Source organism: Schaedlerella sp. (assembly GCF_056796775.1).
On the sequence record NZ_JBQIKP010000005.1, the window covers coordinates 1 to 19874 of the forward strand.

Consider the following 19874-nt stretch of genomic DNA (forward strand, 5'->3'; position numbering starts at 1 on the left):
GTCACGCCGTACCGATACCTTGAGACAGTCCGCATCAATGAGGCAAAGAAGCTGTTATCGGAAGGTGTGCCGCCCGTGGAGGCGGCCATAAGGACAGGGTTCTCAGACCAGAGCCATTTTACTAATTATTTCAACCAGTTTATAGGGCTTGCGCCGGGGACTTACCGTGAAATATTTTCGGAAAAAGACGGGGACGGTGGGCAGCATGGGGAATAGGAGAACGGCAGGGCATCTGGCGGCGCTGTTCACCATCATCATATGGGGGACGACATTCATATCCACCAAAGTCCTGCTTACGGATTTCAGGCCGGTGGAAATCCTGTTTTTCCGCTTTGTTATGGGACTTGCGGCATTATTTTTGGTTTGTCCGCACCGTATGAAAGGCGTGGGGCGCAGGCAGGAGCTGACATTTGTATTGGCGGGACTGTGCGGGATATGCTTATATTATCTGCTGGAGAATATTGCGCTTACATATACGATGGCGTCCAACGTGGGAGTCATCATCTCGGTTGCACCGTTTTTCACGGCAATCCTGTCACATCTGTTCCTGAAATCGGAAGGGAAACTGAGAGCGAATTTTTTCATAGGATTTGTGGTGGCGATGGCGGGTGTTGCGCTGATCAGCTTTAACGGCTCCCGTATGGAGCTGAACCCGATGGGGGATTTGTTGGCAGTTCTTGCGGCTTTTGTATGGGCGTGCTATTCCATACTGACAAGGAGGATCAGTAGCTTTGGCTACCCGGTCATACTCACCACGCGGCGGACATTCTTTTACGGCATCCTGTTCATGGTTCCGGCATTGTTTCTTTTCGATTTTGAAGTCGGGCTGGAACGGTTTGCGGATACGACGTATTTACTCAATATCCTGTATCTTGGGCTGGGGGCGTCTGCACTCTGCTTTGTCACATGGAACCTTGCAGTAAAGATGCTTGGCGCGGTCAAGACCAGCGTCTATATTTACATGGTTCCCGTCATAACGGTGGTGACTTCCATGTTAATACTGAAGGAGCCGGTGACAGGGGTTTCCGTTATGGGGACGGTTCTGGCGGTCGCAGGGCTTTTCCTTTCTGAATATAACGGGAAAGGAAGTGGGAACAGTGAATGAGCCTGCGATAAGGACGGGGAGCAGATCATCAGCCTGTTCCCCGACAGGGAAACTTTAATCTGCCGGGGATGGGGGCTGAAAAGAATGGAAGGGCAGCTTTTGGTCTATCCGCTGTATTACAAGTTTTCGGAAGGGGATATCCCGGAGAATATACGAAGGTGCGAGGAGATCAGCCGCCAGTGCGGGGCAGGATGCGTGTTCCGCATCGTGGAGCATACCAATTACCACCTGAGTTCCATCCTTACGGACAATGGGTACGGGCTGGAAAAATGCGGCGTGGTCGATGAATGGAATTTAACAACGGATACCGGGGAACTTTGCATGAAAGAGAAAGTGCAGGGCGGGCTGTTCATGAAAAACGGGAATGGCGGGACGGACTGCCGGAGCAGTATGGGCGGCGGGGTTTTTGCAGGGCCTATCTCTACCGTCGTTATCAGAAAAATCAGGAGGAGAAATCCTTCAGAAAAGAGGATTGAAAGATGGATTTACAGAATGAAAAATGTGTCATGGTGATTGACGAGAACCTGCCGCTTGGCATCATAGCGAACACGGCGGCGATCATGGGCATCACGCTGGGGAAGCAGATGCCGGAGGTCGTAGGCGCGGATGTGTATGACAGGACAGGAAACGGTCATTTGGGGATCATTGAATTCCCGGTGCCAATCTTAAAGGGCAATGTGGAGGTAATCAAGTCTATCCGTGAAAAGCTGTATGAGCCGGAGTTTTCGGACTTGACGGTGGTGGATTTTTCAGACCTTGCGCAGGGGTGCAAGACCTATGATGAGTTTATTGAAAAGATGAAGGACGTTCCAGAAACGGAACTGAATTATTATGGGATTGCCATTTGTGGTGTGAAAAAGAAAGTAAACAAATTGACAGGGAGTATGGCGCTGCTGAGATAAAGGGTACCCACGAAAAAGTGGGTAATTTACTGTCCGGGAACCGCTGCTTATAATATCATCATAAAATCGGATTGGAGGATTCAAAGATGAATGCTACGAGCAGCGGTATTGTAAACGGGGTAATCCAGCCCCAATATGGCGGGCATGGGGCGCAGTTCAATGAAAATGGCATCCCTACTTATTCTTTACCCTTTACAGTGGAGGATGCGCCGCAGGGAACGGTGTCGATTGCCATTGTCCTAGAGGACAAGGACGCATACCCGGTGACAGGGGGATTTGCATGGATACATTGGCTGGCAGCAAACATAAATCGTTTTGAGGTCAAGGAGAATGAGAGCCAGACGGCGGATGACTTTGTGCAGGGATGGAACAGTTGGACGAGCATACAGGGCGGAGAGCAGTCTGCGGAGCTTTCCTGTTATTATGGCGGGATGACGCCGCCGGATAAGCCGCACATATATGAACTTCATGTGTATGCTCTGGATAAGATGCTGGAGTTGGAAAAGGGATTTCTGTTGAATGAACTTCACCGGGAAATGGACGGGCATATCTTAGACCAGTTTACGCTGAAAGGGATATATGAAAATTATCAGGTAGCATTTACAGAACAGCAGAATCGCCGTAAATGGGATCAGACCATTGCGGCGTTTTCTTCTTTATATTTCAAAATGAATATGCTATAATATATTTTGTTCAATAAAACATATTCAAGGAGGAATCATGGAGCAGGTTTCATTGAAGATAGGAGAGCGGCTGAAAGAAATCCGGAACACAAGGCAGCTTACGCTGGAGGATGTTGCGGAGCTGACTGGCGTGAGCAAGCCCATGTTGGGACAGATCGAGCGTGGGCAGTCCTCACCCACCATCAACATTTTATGGAAGATTTCAACAGGGCTGAAAATTCCATTGTCCTTTTTCTGCAAACAGGAGGAAGCGGAATATACGGTCGCCGGGTCTGGTGGGGAAAATGTGATCACGGAGGAAAATGGAGGGATGCGGGCATACCCGTTGTTTCCCTTTGACCCGATAAGGAATGTGGAGGTGTTCTATATTGAGTTTGACGCAGGTGTGCAACACGAATCGCTTTCCCATGTGGCGGGCGTGGAGGAATATGTTTTTATGGTGCAGGGGACGCTGAAAATGGTAATAGGCGGGGAAGAAGTGACATTGCAAGAAAAACAGTCCATACGGTTTGGGGCTGATATTTTCCATGCATACCACAATGTTTCAGATAAAGCCTGTGCTGCCTATAATGTGATATTTTATCCGAATAATTAAAGGAGGAAACGAAAAATGTATGAATTGGTACAGGTCAGTGAGAAATGCTATTACATAAACTGCCCGGCGAAGATAGGCGTCTATGTGGCAGACAATGATCATGTCTATCTGGTTGACAGCGGGAATGATAAGGATGCGGGGAGGAAAGTCAGGCAGATACTGGATAAGAACGGATGGCATCTGGCGGCAATCCTGAATACCCATTCCAACGCAGACCATATCGGCGGGAACAAATACCTGCAGGGGCAGACGGGCTGTAAGGTGTATTCCGGCGGCATAGAGGCGGCTTTTACAAAATACCCGGTCTTGGAGCCGTCCTTCCTTTACGGCGGTTATCCGTGTAAGGATTTGCGGCATAAGTTTCTGATGGCGCAGGAGAGTGATGTGACGTATTTTTCAGATGAAAGTTTCCCGAAGGAGATTGAGGTGATTCCCCTGCCGGGACATTTCTTTGATATGGTCGGGTTCCGTATGCCGGACAATGTAGTGTTCCTTGCGGACTGCATCAGCAGCAGGGAAACGCTGGATAAGTATGCGGTTTCCTTCATCTATGACGTGGGCGCATATCTGGAAACGCTGGATAAGGTGGAACAGATGGAAGCGGCCATGTTCGTTCCCGCCCATGCGCAAGCTCAGGCTGATGTGAAAGAGCTTGTCTGCTATAACAGGGATAAGGTGCATGAGGTGGCGGACAGGATTCTGTCCATCTGTGGGAAGCCGATGTGCTTTGAGAGGATTCTGCAGGAAGTGTTCAAAGGCTATGGGCTTTCCATGAACTTTGAGCAGTATGTGCTGGTGGGAAGCACGGTGCGCTCTTACCTTTCGTGGCTGAAAGATACCGGGAAAATGACGGCTGAATTTCAGGACAGTATGCTGCTGTGGCAGAAAGCATAATTTTATGACAAACAGTCCGGGAGGCATACAGGCAAAGCACGGAAAGGCTGAAATCTTATATGCAGCGCCAGTGGAGCCTTGTCGGGGGAATGGCTGGCACGTTCAGGGAGATGGAATGATGGTTTGATACCAAAAGTTCTGCCAGAAAACGGAATTAGAGCATAAAAACAGAGAATGACACGCTGAATTGACAGGATGACACGCTAAGATGGTGGCATTTATACAACTTTGATTCTATAATCCAAACAGAAAAACAGAAAGAGAGGTTGTTTAAGATGACTTTTGGAGAAAAACTGAAAGGGCTCCGCAAAGAGAAAGGCTATTCTCAGGAGGAACTGGCAGGACTGTTAGAGGTGTCACGCCAAGCTGTAAGTAAATGGGAAAGTGACAGGGGGATACCAGAGATCGATAAATTATTGCAGATCAGCAATATGTTTGGCGTGACACTGGATTATCTGCTAAAAAGTGAAGGACCGGATGAGAATAATAAAGAAAATGGGTATTATGTAAGCCGGGAGACGATTGATGGGTTCCTTTCCCATAAGAGGCATTTGGCGAAAAACATTGCTATTGGGGTTGGTCTGGTCATCAGCTCGGATATTTTTGGATGCTTTTCCGGATATATGCAGTTGCTGCGCCCGTTGTATTGGGGGACAATGGCAATTGGCATAGCTGTTTTGGTATGGACTTTTTTTCAACCGAGGCGTTACAAAGAAATCAGTTCAAATACCTTGCTGTTTGACGAAACAGTGATAAAATCCTTTCGTGAGGAAAGTAACCGAAACAGGAAAAGATATGTTGGCATGATTGTTTTGGGGGTGATAATGTTCCTTTTTGGATCAGAGTTTCTGTATATGGTAAAAGATGCTGTCGGCAGTGAGGTATGCAACGCATTGGACTGGCTGATAGATGCGGCATCGGTCATGCTCCTGATCATAGCGGGAATAGCGATCCATGCCGAAAATATAATTACCCGGAATGCGGATTATATTGCGAAGAAAAATTCGCGCGGGAAATTTACATGGGTGTATATTGCCCTGCCTGCAACGGTACTGGCGGTATTGATAGGTATTGCCACAAATGCCTGGAGCCCGGTTTTCCCGGTCATTTTCCTGTTTTGTGTGTTGCTTGTGACAGTCTGTAAATTGCTGATAGAAAGGAAGGGATCTAAATGAAGAAGGTATTGAGTTGTTTACTGGTAGTTATTCTGTCCGCTATAGGTCTGGCTGGATGCGGCGCAGGCGGGAATGCGGGAGGGGAAGATGTACAGCGGCTTTCACAGGTGGAAGTTTATTCAGCGGATGGAAATCTGCTGGGTACTGTTACGGATGAGGATACCTTACTCCGGTTTAGCGGCTTAGAATATACTGATATTTCGTCTGATACAGATGCGGAGATGGATATACTGGAGAGTAAAACCGAAAATCTTAAGGTATTATACACGATTATTTCTTACAAGGCACCAGTGGCAGCCTATAATGATGGAAACCCGGAAAAATTGATGGAACTGACGGTATATGAAGATTCAAATATCATTAAAGAACAGATTGCTCCGGAAACAATAAGAGGGGGATATGTAGCCGAGGAATTTTTGACATTTTATACTACTGTATCAGATGAAGATAAAAATTTTATTCTGTCATTGGCGGAGATTAAAAAATAATAAGCGCAAGCTGATAAGGGAAAGCCTATTTAATGAATGTGGATAAGCAAAGTAAAGACCGCCGCTATGGCAAACCGCCATATGCGGCGGTCTGCCTATTGGAAAGCAGGGAATCAGAGGTAATATGCTTACACGGCGGCTTGCGTTTGTACCGCCTTGCGGGGGCAGCCACTCCTATATCGGACGAATGGCGAAAAACTTTAGATTTATTTTGGAATTTTTTGTACTGCGTTTCTGCCTTTCGTTCCCGAAAAGTGGTCGTTTCGTTCCATCCGCCCGAAAAACGGGAAATTTCTGCCGATATAAAAAGTGAATGCCTATATGGATTTGAGGTGATGGATTTTGGATATTGCAGTTGTGGATGACGAGAAAGCGATCAGGGAACATATATGCGGGCTGGTGGAGGAACGGCAGACGGCTTTGCCGACTGTTTTTACGCATGTGAGTGAAATGACTGTGAATAGTAACATCAGGGAAACGGTTTGACATCGTTTTCCTTGACATACAGATGGAGGGCATGAACGGCATAGAGGCGGCAAGGGGCCTGCGGGAAAGGCGGGGGGATATCGTGCTGGTGTTCATTACGGGCATTAAGGATTATGTGTTTGACGCGCTTGACCTTTATGCGTTCCAGTATCGGCTAAAGCCAATAGATGAGAGGAAATTTGCGGAGGTGCTGTAAAGGGCGGGGAACATGGTGGACAATGCGATTGAAGCCTGCCGGAAGCTGAAAGCGAAAGAACCGGGGGGCGGATGCCTTTATCCGCATAAGTTCCCTACAGAAAGGGAACCTGCTCATCCTGAAAGTGGAGAACAGCTTTGACGTGCGGCGGTGCTTAAGGCCAAGGAGGAGTTCCCGGTGACGGATAAGGCGGACAGGCAATCCCACGGGATAGGACTTGCCAACATTAAAAGCACGGCGGAGAAGTACCAGGGTGTAGTCAAGGCTCCAAGTTGCTCGGACTTATAGCAAGGGAGTGGATTTAGCCCTGAATGACAGAGGGACTGTGATACAAATATGTTTTGGAAGGAAAGGATTGATTATGAGTATTTTAGGAGTAAACAGTGCTTTGGCGGGTGCATATCAGTACGCCAATAGGACACAGAAAACAGGCACAAACAGGACGGGTTTTATGGAGCGGTTGCAGAAAACAGGAGAAGCGGCGGAAACATCAAAGGTGGATGCTTACACAGAATATCTACGGTCAAAGTATGGCAATGTAAGAATCCAGAGTATTGGGAAAGACCAGAAAAGCCTTGACAGGGCGGGAAAGAGCATGAGCGGCAGTGATGTTGTAATCGCCCCGAATATTCTGGAGCAGATGGCGAATGACCCGGAAAAGGCGGCTTATTACGAGGGAAAGATAGATGATTTCTTTGAAGCCACGCCGAGATTGAAGGCTTCCTTTGCGGCACAGGGGCTTGATTACCAGCCGTGCGGGGTAGTCGTCCATGAGGATGGGAGCGTCACTTATATCGGCGGATGCGGCGATTCCCCGGAGCGTGTGGCGGAGGTGAATGCGATTAATAAGGCAAAGTGGGAGAAGGAAGCCGCACAGAGGAAAGCAAGTATGGAGCGTAGCCAGGAGGCGGCGGAAGAACGGAAACAGCAGATGGAAATAGCTTACAGGAAACAGGCTGTGGCGGAGTTTTTTGCCAGCCGTACAGTAGATATGAGCAGAGTTACATATACGGGTACACCGAGAGTTATGGGTTCTGCGGTTGCGGCATATGAACAGAACATTATGGAAGCGGCGGGCATTTTGAAGTAAGGAAGATCATGCCCGGACTTACCGAAAGGGGGTATGGGCAGTTCCGAATGACAGAGGGGACGCAGGTAAGATTTTGTGAAGGAGGATGATTATTATGGCAATTTCAGGAGTAACGGATTACACGAACACTTATGCGGCAGACAGGGCAAATGGGAGCAGTTCCCTGAATGGGGATTCGCAGGCTTACCTGAATAGTCTGAAAGAGAAATACCCGGATGTGAACATAACGGTGGCGGATTTCAAGAACGGGAAGCAGGAAGATGCCTATATGCTTGGGAGCAGGGGATATAAAAACATAGCGGTTTCTCCCGGAATCGTAGAGAAGATGGCGGAAGACCCGGCAGCGGCCGCAAAGTATGAGAAAGTCTTTGCAGAAATGTCCGGCAATTCGGAGCGAATTGAGAAGTTCGCAAGGGAGAACAATGACGAGATACTCAGCGCAGGCGCCCTTATTGACAAGAATGGGAAAGTGTCCTACTGGATGGTCGGCAAGAGCAAGGATACGATGGAGAACCCCGGCACGGTCTATAAGGAAAAGGTACAGAAGCAGATAGCGGAAAAACGCGCGAAGAAGAAAGAGGAGGAAGTCTTAAAGGAGAAGAAGCTGGCAAAGGCGGAATCCGTGGAAAAACTGATGGAACAGATAAAGGCGGGAACAAGCCAGCCTGTAAAAGTGCAGGAAGAAGGCAAGGGCGCACAGTTGGATTTGACCATATAGAAGTAGGAGGGATTTTATCATGCGTATAGGAAATAACAGCCAGGGAATCTGGCAGCTTTTATCAAGGATGAACGGCGGCAAAGCAAATACGAATATGCTTTTCGGCAGTGGTGCGTCGAAAGGATATTATTGTGGTAATACCATTGATGATCTGCGTTCTGGACATTTCAAAAATTCTTATGGAGTTGAAGGCATGGGAATCACAGGAAAAACAGATTGGAAGCGGATTGTCAATGTATCAGATGAAATGAAACAGCACGTTTATGATGATGTTAAAAAGTCGTTTTACAAGTATGGCGGAATGTCCGGCGATAATACTGCTGAGACAGATGCGTATTATGACAAGATTCATTCCTATGTGAAGTCGTTAGATTTAAGTACCCGCCGTGCTGCGCCGTGGACGTTGAGCCAGCTTCATTTGGAAATTTCCGGAAGGGTAACACAGGCTGTAAAGGAAAAAGACCCAACATGGACAGCCGGAAATCCAATTTCTCATGAGATACTGGATGAGATTTTTGCAGGTGACGCTATCTATCAGGACAGTGTAAATGCCTTGTACTCTAAAGGCAGCAAAGGGCTGGATATACAGATATAATCTTTACAACGTATTCCGCGGAGGTGTATAAACCTTTGCCTCTGCGGACTGCAAGGGTGCATGGGCGGCTCTGACCGACAGAGGGGCTGTGATGTAAAATTGATGGGGGTTCTGTAGCATTATGAAAAAGAACTTTATTTTATGGTTGGTGGTTTCGGCTGCTCTGTTCCTGATTGGCACATGGGTGTTAGGTCTGGCATTCCAACAGTAAGTACAAGCGGACGGTATGGCAGTGCAACGCCAAGTTCAAAGGCGAAAGCAAATGCGCCATGTCCCATCTGTACGAGCAGAGGATAAGGGAGCTGTTCCACAGACTTGTGGATTACGCAACGGTATACTCAATTGTTGTGATTTCCGTAGTATCATCATTTTAATGAAATGGGGAACATTCAGTGGGGAGCGATTTGAAATTAAATTCATATATTTGGATTTCTATAATATATTTTATAGCAAAGATGCTTCATCTTGAACAGCAATGATCCGGCAGCGATCAGAATGCGTTACTGTGAGCGCCCGTTCAGGGTGTGAACAGTAACCAGAATACAAGATCAGTTACGACTGCCGGTGATAGAAAATAGATTTGGAGGAGGGGAGAGGATGCGGCTCAAAGAGGGGAGGGATCACCAGGTCTATGAAGTGTTGGACCTGCATCTGGAACCGGAGCTGGAGCGCCGTATGATGGCTCTTGGGCTGACGGCCGGGACCAGGATCGAGATTGTGAACAATCAGAAAAAGGGGGTTGTGATCGTGAAATTCCGGGGCGCCCGGTTTGCGTTCGGCAGGAGGATCGCCGATCAGATTCAGGTAAAGGAGGCAGCAGGATGGGGGAATACAGCGGGGTGATCCGGGCAGGCCTGATCGGGAATCCGAATTGCGGAAAGACAACGCTGTTCAATGCGCTTACCGGGGCAAATCTGAAGGTAGCGAACTGGCCCGGCGTGACCGTAGAGAAAAAGGAAGGGCGGACAACCTGGCAAGGGCAGGACTTTTATCTGACGGACCTTCCGGGTGTCTACAGCCTGGCATCCTATACCATGGAGGAACGTGTATCAAAGGAATTTATCCTGAGCGGTGAGGCGGACGTGGTGGTGGACGTAGCGGACGCGTCCTCTCTGGAAAGAAATCTTTACCTGACGCTGCAGCTGCTGGAGCTGGGGAAGCCGGTTGTGCTGGCACTGAATATGATGGATATCGTAAAGGAGCGGGGAATGGAGCTTGACCTGCCCCGTCTGTCGGAACTGCTGGGAATCCCCTGCATTGCCATATCCGCAAGAGAACGCACGGGACTGAACATGCTGCTGTATGCCATGTCTCGGTATGAGGAGTACGGGAATCCAGCAATGCCTGCAAAAAGGGAGCGTGTATCGCTGCGGTTACGGGACAGGCAGGATGCAGGGAAACAGAGAAACAGGTTATCAGAAAAATGGAATCCCACATTTGAGAGAGGTATGAAATCTGCTTCACTGGCGGGGGTGAGCTATGATTGGATTGAGGAGATCATATCGCAGGTTGTAAAAGAGACTGAAAATCATACATTGCTGATGTCCGGACAGATGACAGAAAGTGAAAACCATGCAGCGCTGATTCCCAGACAGGTGACAGAAAGAGAAAATTATGCATTGCCGATGCTAGGACAGGTGATGGAACGTGAAGATTCTACAGTGTCGATACCCAGCCGGGCGATGGAAGAAACAATCCGGAAGCGGCAGGACCGGACGGATCGGATTGACCGATACCTGACCGGTAAATGGCTGGGGCTTCCGATCTTTCTGGCAATCATGGGACTGGTATTTTTCCTGACCTTCGCGGTGGGCGGGTGGCTGAAAGGATATTTTGAGACCGGGCTGGTGCTGCTTTCGGACAAGACGGGAGTTGTACTGGAAGCATGGAAGGTCAGCCCTATACTGCAGTCCCTGATTGTGGACGGGATCCTGTCCGGTGTGGGAGGGATCCTGACCTTTCTTCCAAACATCTTTATCTTATTCCTTGCGCTGGCGTATCTGGAGGACAGCGGATATATGTCCAGGGCTGCGTTTGTCATGGATGACCTGATGAGCAGGGTGGGACTGTCCGGAAAAGCATTTCTTCCGCTGCTTCTGGGGTTCGGCTGTTCGGTTCCGGCGGTCATGGCCTCACGGACACTGGAAAACCGGAAGGACAGGCTGCGGACGATCCTGATCACTCCTTTCATGTCCTGCAGTGCCAGGCTTCCGGTCTATGTTCTGTTTTCCACGATGTTTTTTGGGAAATATGCCATGGCCGCATGCTATTCGATGTATCTGATCGGGATCCTGGCAGCAGGAATATCGGCCTGGATCCTGTTTCGACTGGATCCTCATGGGACAGACTATATGCTGCTCATTGAGCTGCCGGAGTATCAATCGCCAGATGTCAGATCCATCATAATGTATGTCTGGGAGAAGGTGAAAGACTATCTGACGAAAGCAGGAACCGTAATCTTTCTGGCATCAATGGTCATGTGGCTTCTTCTGAATTTCGGAGCGGAGGGATATGTTTCGGATATGAGCCGGAGTTTCGGGGCTGTGATCGGAAAATGGATCACGCCGGTGTTGGAACCGGCCGGGCTGGGATACTGGCAGATCATTGTGGCTCTGATCTCCGGGATTGCGGCAAAGGAGGTGGTGGTGTCCAGCTGCGGCGTGCTGTTCGGAATCCCGAATATCACGACCGCCGGCGGGATGGAAGGCTTTGCGCATATACTGGAGGACATGGGATTCGGCATGCCTAACGCATATGCTCTGATGACCTTCTGCCTTTTGTATGTGCCCTGTACGGCAGCGATCGCTGCCATCAGAAGGGAGACAGGGAGCGGAAAGGTTACGGCGGCGATCGTACTGTTTCAGACCGCCGCGGCATGGGTGGTGAGCGTCATTGCTTATCAGGCGCTGCGCTTATGGGGATTTTAGTACAGCATTGCGTAAACAGAAGGGACGAAATCGCCCCAATTACACTAAGAAACAAAAACAGCAGGTTATTTATGCATAATTCCTTAGTATCGGGTTCCCGTCAGGCAGAGTCCTGCCGGAGGAGCCGGGCGACTGGCCGGCTCCCGCCCTGACAGAATGGCAGGAATACATGCCGCGCTTCGGACGTCCGTTCCCACATCCAGCAGGGTGCCTGCAATGAGCCGGGGCATCTGGCGCAGGAAGGAAGAGGCTTCCAGGACAATGCAGAGTTCCTCTTCCGCAGGGGAAACGATCTCTGCGGACAGAAGCTCCTTTTCACAGCTTTTCTTCGTCCTGCCGGAGGACAGACAGCGGAAGTCATGAATTCCGACAAGATGGGAGGCTGCCGCTTCCATGGCGGAGATATTCAGGGGCCGGGGAATGTGGAACATATGCTTTCTACGAAACACATCCATCACGGCGCCGGTATGGATCCGGTAAGTATAGGTCTGGGAAAGGAGGTTCAGGGAAGCATGGAAGCGCTCCGGAACTTCCTCGGCCCGCAGGACGGCAATATCCTGGGGAAGATATTGATTCAGCTCACGCCGGATCTCCAAAACCGGAAGCGGGGAAGCCGTTTTGAAGCTGACGGTCTGGCAGGAGGCATGGACGCCCGGCTCTGTGCGCGCGGCGCAGAAGATCTCGATCTCTTCTCCGGTCAACCGGCAGAGCGTTCCCGTCAGCCTTCCGGAAATGGTGCCGGAAGGGTCTTTTTTTCCGAGCTGCTGCCAGCCCTGATAACGGGTTCCGTCATATTCCAGGATCAATTTGATATTTCTCATGGTGTCGGTTCTCCTTTATCCAGAGTGTGTATCGTGAAGCTGCTGTATACATAGCAAAAGGATATTTACGCGGCCGCAGACGCAAAACGGTGTATTACTTTATACGGCTGTGCGCATCATAATATACGGAGCGGCAGTTTTATCTGACACTCCGTATATTATATACTGTTTCAGACCGAAAAACCAGAGAAATCTGCGGCTATTGAAACCGCAGCAGCTAATATGTGTTACATGTCACACCTCGACCAATCACCACGCTGATTGGTCGGGAGGATGCACATAAGAGCTGGTATTCAGGCCGTCCATTGCCGTAGGCAATTTAAAATGACGGCCTGAGTTACAGGGCACGCCTGGTCAAGGTGTGACCTGTAACTAATATGTTACTGTTCACACCCTGACCGGGCGCTCACAGTAACGCTAATATCGTAATAATTCACATGGCAGCCTTATTTTGTATTCTTTTGGATCAGAGAAGTCACCATCTGGATCGTCTTGTCGATCTGCGCCTGTTCTTCCTTTGATTTTCCTTCTTTCAGTACTCCCAGGATCAGACTGATCTCCTCCTGGGAAAACTGGATCTTCTGTCGGTTGGCGCTGGTGATGAGTGCCAGCATGACCGGGGCAAGCTCTTTTCCTGATTTTCCGGAAACCTGCGCGGCGGCCTTCTGGATCAGGTCCAGCTTTACCGGGTCAATATGATTTAACAGGGGGTTATTCATCCATTCATTCATAGTCTGTCTCCATTCTTTTCTGCATATTTTTGCATGTCATAATACGATCCAGTTTCAGACAGGTCCGTATCCCGCAGTGAAAATCCATCCAAATCCGGTTCCCGCTGTCCGTCCTCCCGGACCGTAAAGTCATTCACTGCGGATTCCTGCTGCTGATCCTCCTGAATCCGAACCTCCGGCGATGTCTGGCTGAAGGCGCCAAAGCCTGACGGAGCGGCATTCTCCGAGGGTGAACCGGCGGCAGCAGGCTCTTCCGGCTGCGAGAACATGGTCTGGTACATTTCGAACATTTCCTGTTGCTCCGGAGAGAGCATTCCCATCACAAGCTGCATGGGATCGAACCCTCCGCCGAAGCTTCCGGAGGTTTTTTGGGGCTCGCGCCGATCAGCGTTATATTGGGAGGAATTTTCAGAGGATGCATCTGTTTCCGGACCGCCGGACTCGTAAGGTTCCTGATTTGCGCCTGCGGAAAACTCCTGCATCATTTGTACCATATCCATTATATTCATCATATTGCGGAAGGTTCCCAGCATTTCCGCCTGCTCTGGTGGGAGATAGGGGGCGATCTCTTCCAGCATATCCAGGGGGGAGGAGAAGCCGGCGGAAAATTCCTGGCTGTGCAGGACATTTTTTTGCTGTTGAAAATATTGGAACGTGTGCTGCAGTTCAATGACTTTGACAAGAATCCCCAATGCCTGCTGTGAGGAGGCAGGTGTGTAAGGGAGAAGCAGCTTTAGGATATGAAGTTCTTTTGGGACAGTCCATTCATCGAACGGCGTCATGGGTGTGGGAGATTTCTTTTCCATAAGCACTCCTGGCCTTAACGTTGTATCAAGGGAAATTCTTTACGAATATATATATGAAGGAAAATGTGGGATTATGTTATGGTTCCGGGATCATTCAGCGAAATCGTGTGCTGCGGCGGAGTTCCTTTTCAGAACGGCGAACATACAATAATAGGGAACGAATCACAGGAGAAAAGCTGATGAGAGCGAAATTGATCATCGACGGAAATGCGGTCTATGAGATTGACGAAGGCTGTATGAGAAGAAAACAGACCGATCATGGGAAGAATTGCTTTTCTGAAAAGAACGGTAAAGAACATGCAGGGCTGGAAAAATTAAAAAAGAGTGATAGGGAAAAGAATAATCCGTAGTTCCTGCCATTATACGCTCAATCCCGGTAATCACGCATGTTCTAGCAATGTAGAAAGAATTACGTAGCGGGAACTATGGATTATACAGCCGGAAAGAAATGGGCAGTTTAGAAAACTTCTAATTGATAAAGTAAAAGTATAATGTTATAATTTAGATGTGTTCGTATTGACGAATAAATAGATTGGAGGAATAATGATGATTTCATTTAGCAGTGTGGCAGAGACTGCGGAAAGATGGAATATTACGCAGAGGCGAGTACAGGTTCTTTGCAATGAAAATAGAATTGATGGAGCAATAAAACAAAGCGGAATATGGTTGATTCCAAGCAATGCGAGAAAGCCGCAGAGGTTGTTGCCTGGAAAAAAGAACAAGTCAATTGTTAAAGTGCATAATGTTTTATCTCTATTTTCAGGATGTGGTGGAATGGATCTTGGATTTGAGGGCGATTTTTCTGTCTTAGAACGGTCCATAAACAGGTCAATGCATGAAGATTGGATAGTGAAGGAAGAAAAAAAAGGCTGGGTAAAGCTACGGAAGACATGCTTTCATACAGTATTCGCAAATGATATTAAACCGGAAGCAAAAGCTGCGTGGATAAACTATTTTGGCTCAAAAGGCGTTGATATATCAGCGTATTTTTTAGACAGTATTGTAGATCTGGTGAAGCTCGAAAAAGAGAATAAATTATCTGTTTTTCCAAAGAACATAGATATAGTTACTGGAGGATTTCCATGCCAGGATTTTTCAATTGCGGGTAAAAGACTTGGCCTTAATTCAGATACCGGGCATAATGGTAAAAAGAAACAGGAGGAGGATCCGACTATAGAAAACAGAGGGCATTTGTATATGTGGATGAGAGAAGTGATTTCTATTACGCAGCCCAAAATGTTTATTGCGGAAAATGTAAAAGGTCTTACAAATTTAAACGACGTTAAGGAAATCATTGAGAAGGATTTTTCATCAGTATGTAATGAAGGATACTTAGTTGTACCTGCAAAGGTGTTGAATGCGGCTGAGTATGGTGTTCCACAGGGAAGAGAGCGTGTAATATTTTTTGGCTTTAAAAGGTCGGAATTGACAGAAAAAGCGAAAAAAGCGTTGGAAAAAGAAACCATTGATATGGCGTATGATCCATATCCGACGCATACGCATTTTTTAAATGAAAATGACGATGGGAAAAAATGCAAATATGTTTCTGTGAGAGAAGCCTTGGCTGATCTTCCAGAGCCGGATGACGCGGAAGATATTAATCAAAAAAAATACTCAAAAGCAAAATATATGGGGAAACATTGTCAAGGACAGCAGGAGGTGAAATTAGACGGGATTGGACCAACAATAAGATCTGAGCACCATGGCAATATTGAATATAGAAGATTGAGCAAAGAACATGGTGGAGTTCATAAGGAAGAGTTAGCAAAAGGATTATCAGAAAGAAGGTTAACGATTAGGGAATGCGCAAGGATACAGACATTTCCTGATGAATATTCATTTGTAATTCCGGCAAAAGGCGAAGAATGTTCAGTGTCAGCTTCGGAAGCGTATAAGATAATTGGTAATGCGGTACCTCCGCTATTAGCGTATAATATCGCAAAAAATATTGAAGAAAAATGGGACTTATATTTTGGAGGAGAAGTATGATGGCTTCGGATCAATTTATAAAATATTATCAATTGCTGAAAAGAATGACAAGCCAATTACAATCGGATATGCAATCTGAGTTGTCTGAAGGTAAAAAAATTAAGATGACAGGAACAGAATTTGAAAAAAGAGTATATGACGCTCTGACCGACGCGGGAATTAAAGAAGAAAATATTCAGCATAGCGCGCAAAAATTTCCTGACTTTATTATTACGGATCCGGAAAAAGGGGAGAAGATTGGCGTAGAGGTAAAGAAGACGGATTCGGCTAAGTGGGAGGTTATTGGTGGAAGCATATATGAAAGTTTAAAAAATAATATAGATGAAACATATGTTGTCATGGCAAAGCTTGGTGGAAATAATCCGGAAGTACGTTTCAGAAAATATGAGGAATGCATTGCTGATTTGAAAGTTACTCATAGTCCAAGATTCTCTTTGAATATGGACCTGAAAAAGGGTGAAGACTATTTAACAACGCATGATTCAGGCGATTTGCTGAAATTATCTGGAGATGAGCTTAATAAGCGGATACGGCAGCTGCTTAGATCAAATAAATCGACATGGTGGAGCGAAGCGGAAACAACATCCTTTACAGAGTTATCATTAGAAGAAAAAGACGCTTATTTTGTAGATGGAGTTGTCCTTTTTCCAGAGGTTTTTGGCGGAAACTATGAAAGATTTACACCCTGGCTGATATATAGCTGCCTTGTCTGGTGCAAAAATGTCAGAGATGTTTTTTCGGCAGGAGGTACTCAGAAAATAACTGAGATTGATACGTTTGTGTCTGCGGTTATGAATAGAACAGTCGAAAAGATAGATGACGTAAAAGCTAGAATCGATAATCTGACAAATGATGAAATACAGAAATTTTGGAAAAAGGAATATGCGCAAAGAAGCAATAAAATACAGATATGGCTATCGTTAGTGAAAGAAAATATGAAATTCTCAAATAAACTGATTGAGAATAATAAGAAACTTGATAATTATAAAGAATTACCTGATGAAGATATTTCAGAAAAAATAAAGGATACATATTGCGGACATATAAGCTCACTTTTAAAATTACATAAATAGAGAAAAGTTATGAGAGATCCCAAAATAACTCACAGGATAATGTCGGCGGTTAAATCGAAAGATACTCGTCCGGAATTGATTTTACGTAAGGCGCTTTGGCACAAAAATTATCGATATCGCATTAATTATAAGATGCTTCCAGGAAAGCCGGATATTGTTTTTACTAAATATAAAGTCGCTGTTTTTTGTGATGGGGATTTTTGGCACGGACATAACTGGGCATTACGAGGGAAGAACTGTTTGGAAGAGGAACTGAAGGGATATAACGATTATTGGAAAAACAAGATACTTCGTAATGTAGAACGTGACGAGGAGATCAATAAGACGTTGAACGCTCTGGGATGGTCGGTTGTTCGAATCTGGGAAAGTGAAATAAAAAAAGATGTAGATGGATGTGTGCTGTCTGTTGAAGAGGCCTTATTTAGCGCTATGCTTCAGCATAATGAAAGCGATATTTATTTTGAATAGGAACGATATGTGAAAATTTCCCCGGTACGAAACAGGGCACCGGGGAGGGGAACGCCTGCCGGTGCGGCAGAGCTGCCGGAGACAGCCGCGCCGCAACAGGCTTACCGCTTCAAAAAATTAGCATCCGCATCCGCAGCCATCATTCATTCTGCCACAGCCATTGCCGCATCCGCCGCAGAAGATGAGAAGCAGGATGATCCACAGGCAGCTGTCATTGCCGCATCCGCATCCGTCGCTCATTCTGCCGCAGCCGTTGCCGCATCCGCCGCAGAAGATGAGAAGCAGGATGATCCACAGACAGGAATTGTTTCCGCCGCTTCCGAAGAGACCGCCGCCACAGGAATTTTCACATCCGCATCCACAGTTTGTTGCGCTTAAATCACTCATTTTGAAATCCTCCAAATTGATTGTTTACAGTTCCATAATATGTGTGTGGAAGAAATGTGTGAATAATTTTTTGAATTTTTTTCAAAAAATTATAACCCATTGTCCCTACTTTAGTCTGACAGAGCAGTTTTTTCTTGACGAATTGCCGAAAATTATATACAATAGCAAACGGTGACAAGTTGGTGAGTCAGGAACTGTCACGAAATAGTATTGAGAAGCAGGAGGCAGCTCCTGGCGATTGTAAAAACAGATACCAATAGTATTTCATGACAGCTCCTTAAGTTTGGAGGTTGAGATTATGCCGTCATACAGAGAGATGAATGCGGAAGAACTGGAAGCATTAAAGAAGGAACTGGAACAGGAGTTTGAAGCGGTCAAGGCGAAGAAACTGAGTCTGGACATGTCCAGGGGAAAGCCGTCTATAGCTCAGCTCAATCTGTCTATGGAAATGATGGACGTACTGCACAGGGAATCAGATATGATCTGCGACGAGGGCATTGACTGCAGAAACTACGGGGTCCTGGACGGAATCCGGGAAGCCAAGCAGCTTCTGGCAGACATGATGGAGGTTCCAAAGGATAATATCATTATTTTCGGAAATTCCAGCCTGAATGTGATGTACGATATGATCTCCCACGCGATGACCCACGGCGTAATGGGCAGCACGCCATGGGCAAAGCTGGAAAGGGTGAAGTTCTTGTGTCCGGTGCCAGGGTATGACAGACATTTTACGATCACGGAGCATTTCGGGATTGAGATGATAACTGTTCCGATGACGCCGATGGGACCGGATATGGACATCGTGGAAAAGTTGGTTGCAGAAGACGAGACCATTAAGGGGATCTGGTGCGTTCCCAAGTATTCCAATCCGCAGGGAATCACCTATTCGGACGAGACGGTTCACCGTTTCGCGTGTCTGAAACCAGCGGCAAAGGATTTCCGTATCTATTGGGATAACGCATACGGCATCCATCACCTGTATGATGATAAGCAGGATTACCTGATCGAGATTTTCATGGAATGTAAAAAAGAAGGCAATCCGGATCTGGTGTACAAGTTTGCGTCCACATCCAAGATCAGCTTTCCGGGCTCCGGAATCGCGGCATTTGCGGCATCGGACGCAAACCTGGTGGAGATCCGCAAGCAGATGCGGGTACAGACGATCGGACATGATAAGGTGAACCAGCTCCGCCATGCCAGATTTTTCGGAGATATTTCCGGAATGGTGCAGCATATGAAGAAGCATGCGGAGATCCTGCGGCCCAAGTTCGATACGGTATTGAATACCCTGGAAAAAGAACTGGGAGGACTGGAGATTGGTTCCTGGATCGCGCCCCGGGGCGGATACTTTATATCATTTGACGCCATGGACGGCTGCGCGAAGGCCATTGTCGCAAAGGCAAAGGAAGCGGGCCTGGTGATGACGGACGCGGGAGCGACCTATCCTTATGGAAAGGATCCGAAGGACAGCAATATCCGGATCGCGCCCTCGTATCCGACTCTGGAGGAGCTGAGGGTGGCAACAGAGATTTTTGTGCTGAGTGTAAAGCTGGTCAGCATTGACAAGCTGCTTGGAGATCTATAGAATGTAAGGAACTGCTTTCATACTGCTTCATAAAAAGCTGCGGTACAGATTTTTGGTCTGTACCGCAGCTTTTTTCGTCCCGGCGAGTGTTCGGTCAATCTTACAGGGTTACTATTCACAGTAACCTTACAGGTGTAATTTTTACCTCAAGTACTTGACA

Annotated in this window: 26 protein-coding genes; 22 read left to right on the forward strand and 4 right to left on the reverse strand. The window is 47.2% G+C overall.

The genetic code is table 11. The annotated features are described in order from the left end of the window. The 17 genes from ACTOY7_RS03750 to feoB form a co-directional block, all read left to right on the forward strand. The coding region (locus ACTOY7_RS03750) for a helix-turn-helix domain-containing protein (protein WP_482672661.1) at positions 1–216 on the forward strand (216 nt) is incomplete at its 5' end. Then, positions 206–1105: a DMT family transporter gene (locus tag ACTOY7_RS03755; RefSeq protein WP_160282346.1), complete on the forward strand. Its 900-nt coding sequence runs from the start codon at positions 206–208 to the stop codon at positions 1103–1105. The genes ACTOY7_RS03750 and ACTOY7_RS03755, both read left to right, overlap by 11 nt. 84 nt (positions 1106–1189) lie before the next feature. Beyond that, complete coding sequence (locus ACTOY7_RS03760) at positions 1190–1618, forward strand: hypothetical protein (RefSeq protein WP_482671986.1); 429 nt, start codon at positions 1190–1192, stop codon at positions 1616–1618. Beyond that, entirely contained in the window at positions 1585–2007 is a 423-nt protein-coding gene (locus ACTOY7_RS03765; protein WP_482671985.1) for a DUF2000 domain-containing protein, read from the forward strand. The genes ACTOY7_RS03760 and ACTOY7_RS03765 overlap by 34 nt, the downstream gene beginning before the upstream one ends. Before the next feature lie 86 nt (positions 2008–2093). Further along, complete coding sequence (locus ACTOY7_RS03770; RefSeq protein WP_482671984.1) at positions 2094–2690, forward strand: YbhB/YbcL family Raf kinase inhibitor-like protein; 597 nt, start codon at positions 2094–2096, stop codon at positions 2688–2690. 37 nt (positions 2691–2727) lie between these two features. Further along, positions 2728–3285 (forward strand): helix-turn-helix domain-containing protein, encoded by a 558-nt coding sequence (locus tag ACTOY7_RS03775; RefSeq protein WP_482671983.1) that lies wholly within the window; start codon positions 2728–2730, stop codon positions 3283–3285. Positions 3286–3300: 15 nt separating this feature from the next. Beyond that, the gene (locus ACTOY7_RS03780) at positions 3301–4179 is read left to right on the forward strand and encodes an MBL fold metallo-hydrolase (RefSeq protein WP_160285176.1); all 879 of its coding nucleotides are present in this window, start codon (positions 3301–3303) and stop codon (positions 4177–4179) included. 275 nt (positions 4180–4454) lie between these two features. After that, positions 4455–5354, forward strand: a complete 900-nt coding sequence (locus ACTOY7_RS03785; protein WP_482671982.1) for a helix-turn-helix domain-containing protein — start codon at positions 4455–4457, stop codon at positions 5352–5354. Beyond that, positions 5351–5842: a hypothetical protein gene (locus ACTOY7_RS03790; protein ID WP_482671981.1), complete on the forward strand. Its 492-nt coding sequence runs from the start codon at positions 5351–5353 to the stop codon at positions 5840–5842. The genes ACTOY7_RS03785 and ACTOY7_RS03790 overlap by 4 nt, the downstream gene beginning before the upstream one ends. Positions 5843–5874: 32 nt before the next feature. Further along, entirely contained in the window at positions 5875–6207 is a 333-nt protein-coding gene (locus ACTOY7_RS03795; protein ID WP_482671980.1) for a hypothetical protein, read from the forward strand. Between the two features lie 95 nt (positions 6208–6302). After that, positions 6303–6524: a LytR/AlgR family response regulator transcription factor gene (locus tag ACTOY7_RS03800; RefSeq protein ID WP_482671882.1), complete on the forward strand. Its 222-nt coding sequence runs from the start codon at positions 6303–6305 to the stop codon at positions 6522–6524. A 150-nt stretch (positions 6525–6674) separates the two neighbouring features. Beyond that, positions 6675–6812: a GHKL domain-containing protein gene (locus ACTOY7_RS03805; protein WP_482671877.1), complete on the forward strand. Its 138-nt coding sequence runs from the start codon at positions 6675–6677 to the stop codon at positions 6810–6812. Positions 6813–6975: 163 nt separating this feature from the next. Further along, positions 6976–7614 (forward strand): DUF6033 family protein, encoded by a 639-nt coding sequence (locus ACTOY7_RS03810; protein ID WP_482671878.1) that lies wholly within the window; start codon positions 6976–6978, stop codon positions 7612–7614. Between the two features lie 94 nt (positions 7615–7708). Further along, entirely contained in the window at positions 7709–8332 is a 624-nt protein-coding gene (locus tag ACTOY7_RS03815; RefSeq protein WP_160280469.1) for a DUF6033 family protein, read from the forward strand. Between the two features lie 19 nt (positions 8333–8351). Continuing rightward, positions 8352–8927: a DUF3879 family protein gene (locus ACTOY7_RS03820; protein WP_482671879.1), complete on the forward strand. Its 576-nt coding sequence runs from the start codon at positions 8352–8354 to the stop codon at positions 8925–8927. Between the two features lie 597 nt (positions 8928–9524). Beyond that, complete coding sequence (locus ACTOY7_RS03825) at positions 9525–9770, forward strand: FeoA family protein (RefSeq protein WP_482671880.1); 246 nt, start codon at positions 9525–9527, stop codon at positions 9768–9770. Beyond that, positions 9749–11854 (forward strand): ferrous iron transport protein B, encoded by a 2106-nt coding sequence (gene feoB, locus ACTOY7_RS03830; protein ID WP_482671881.1) that lies wholly within the window; start codon positions 9749–9751, stop codon positions 11852–11854. Before ACTOY7_RS03825 ends, feoB begins: the two co-directional genes overlap by 22 nt. Positions 11855–11937: 83 nt before the next feature. Here feoB and ACTOY7_RS03835 read toward each other — a convergent pair whose 3' ends face one another. The 3 genes from ACTOY7_RS03835 to ACTOY7_RS03845 form a co-directional block, all read right to left on the reverse strand. Next, positions 11938–12675: a tRNA pseudouridine synthase A gene (locus tag ACTOY7_RS03835; protein WP_160280465.1), complete on the reverse strand. Its 738-nt coding sequence runs from the start codon at positions 12673–12675 to the stop codon at positions 11938–11940. 446 nt (positions 12676–13121) lie between these two features. After that, complete coding sequence (locus ACTOY7_RS03840) at positions 13122–13406, reverse strand: hypothetical protein (RefSeq protein WP_160280464.1); 285 nt, start codon at positions 13404–13406, stop codon at positions 13122–13124. Next, positions 13403–14212 carry a hypothetical protein gene (locus ACTOY7_RS03845; RefSeq protein WP_482670241.1) on the reverse strand — a complete coding sequence of 270 codons (810 nt, stop codon included), beginning with the start codon at positions 14210–14212 and terminating at the stop codon, positions 13403–13405. Before ACTOY7_RS03845 ends, ACTOY7_RS03840 begins: the two co-directional genes overlap by 4 nt. Positions 14213–14391: 179 nt before the next feature. On the opposite strand from ACTOY7_RS03845, the gene ACTOY7_RS03850 reads away from it, so the two are divergent. From ACTOY7_RS03850 to ACTOY7_RS03865, 4 genes are all read left to right on the forward strand, one after another. Beyond that, positions 14392–14562 carry a hypothetical protein gene (locus ACTOY7_RS03850; protein WP_300885913.1) on the forward strand — a complete coding sequence of 57 codons (171 nt, stop codon included), beginning with the start codon at positions 14392–14394 and terminating at the stop codon, positions 14560–14562. 193 nt (positions 14563–14755) lie between these two features. After that, entirely contained in the window at positions 14756–16201 is a 1446-nt protein-coding gene (locus ACTOY7_RS03855) for a DNA cytosine methyltransferase (protein ID WP_300885912.1), read from the forward strand. After that, the gene (locus tag ACTOY7_RS03860; protein ID WP_300885911.1) at positions 16198–17274 is read left to right on the forward strand and encodes a hypothetical protein; all 1077 of its coding nucleotides are present in this window, start codon (positions 16198–16200) and stop codon (positions 17272–17274) included. The genes ACTOY7_RS03855 and ACTOY7_RS03860 overlap by 4 nt, the downstream gene beginning before the upstream one ends. A gap of 9 nt (positions 17275–17283) precedes the next feature. After that, the gene (locus tag ACTOY7_RS03865) at positions 17284–17742 is read left to right on the forward strand and encodes a very short patch repair endonuclease (RefSeq protein ID WP_160280462.1); all 459 of its coding nucleotides are present in this window, start codon (positions 17284–17286) and stop codon (positions 17740–17742) included. A 117-nt stretch (positions 17743–17859) separates the two neighbouring features. On the opposite strand, the gene ACTOY7_RS03870 is transcribed toward ACTOY7_RS03865, so the two are convergent. Next, entirely contained in the window at positions 17860–18129 is a 270-nt protein-coding gene (locus ACTOY7_RS03870; protein ID WP_160280461.1) for a chorion class high-cysteine HCB protein 13, read from the reverse strand. A gap of 298 nt (positions 18130–18427) precedes the next feature. Here ACTOY7_RS03870 and ACTOY7_RS03875 point away from each other — a divergent pair, with 298 nt between their 5' ends. Then, positions 18428–19714 carry an aspartate aminotransferase type Ic gene (locus ACTOY7_RS03875; protein WP_482670242.1) on the forward strand — a complete coding sequence of 429 codons (1287 nt, stop codon included), beginning with the start codon at positions 18428–18430 and terminating at the stop codon, positions 19712–19714. Positions 19715–19874: the final 160 nt, after the last annotated feature.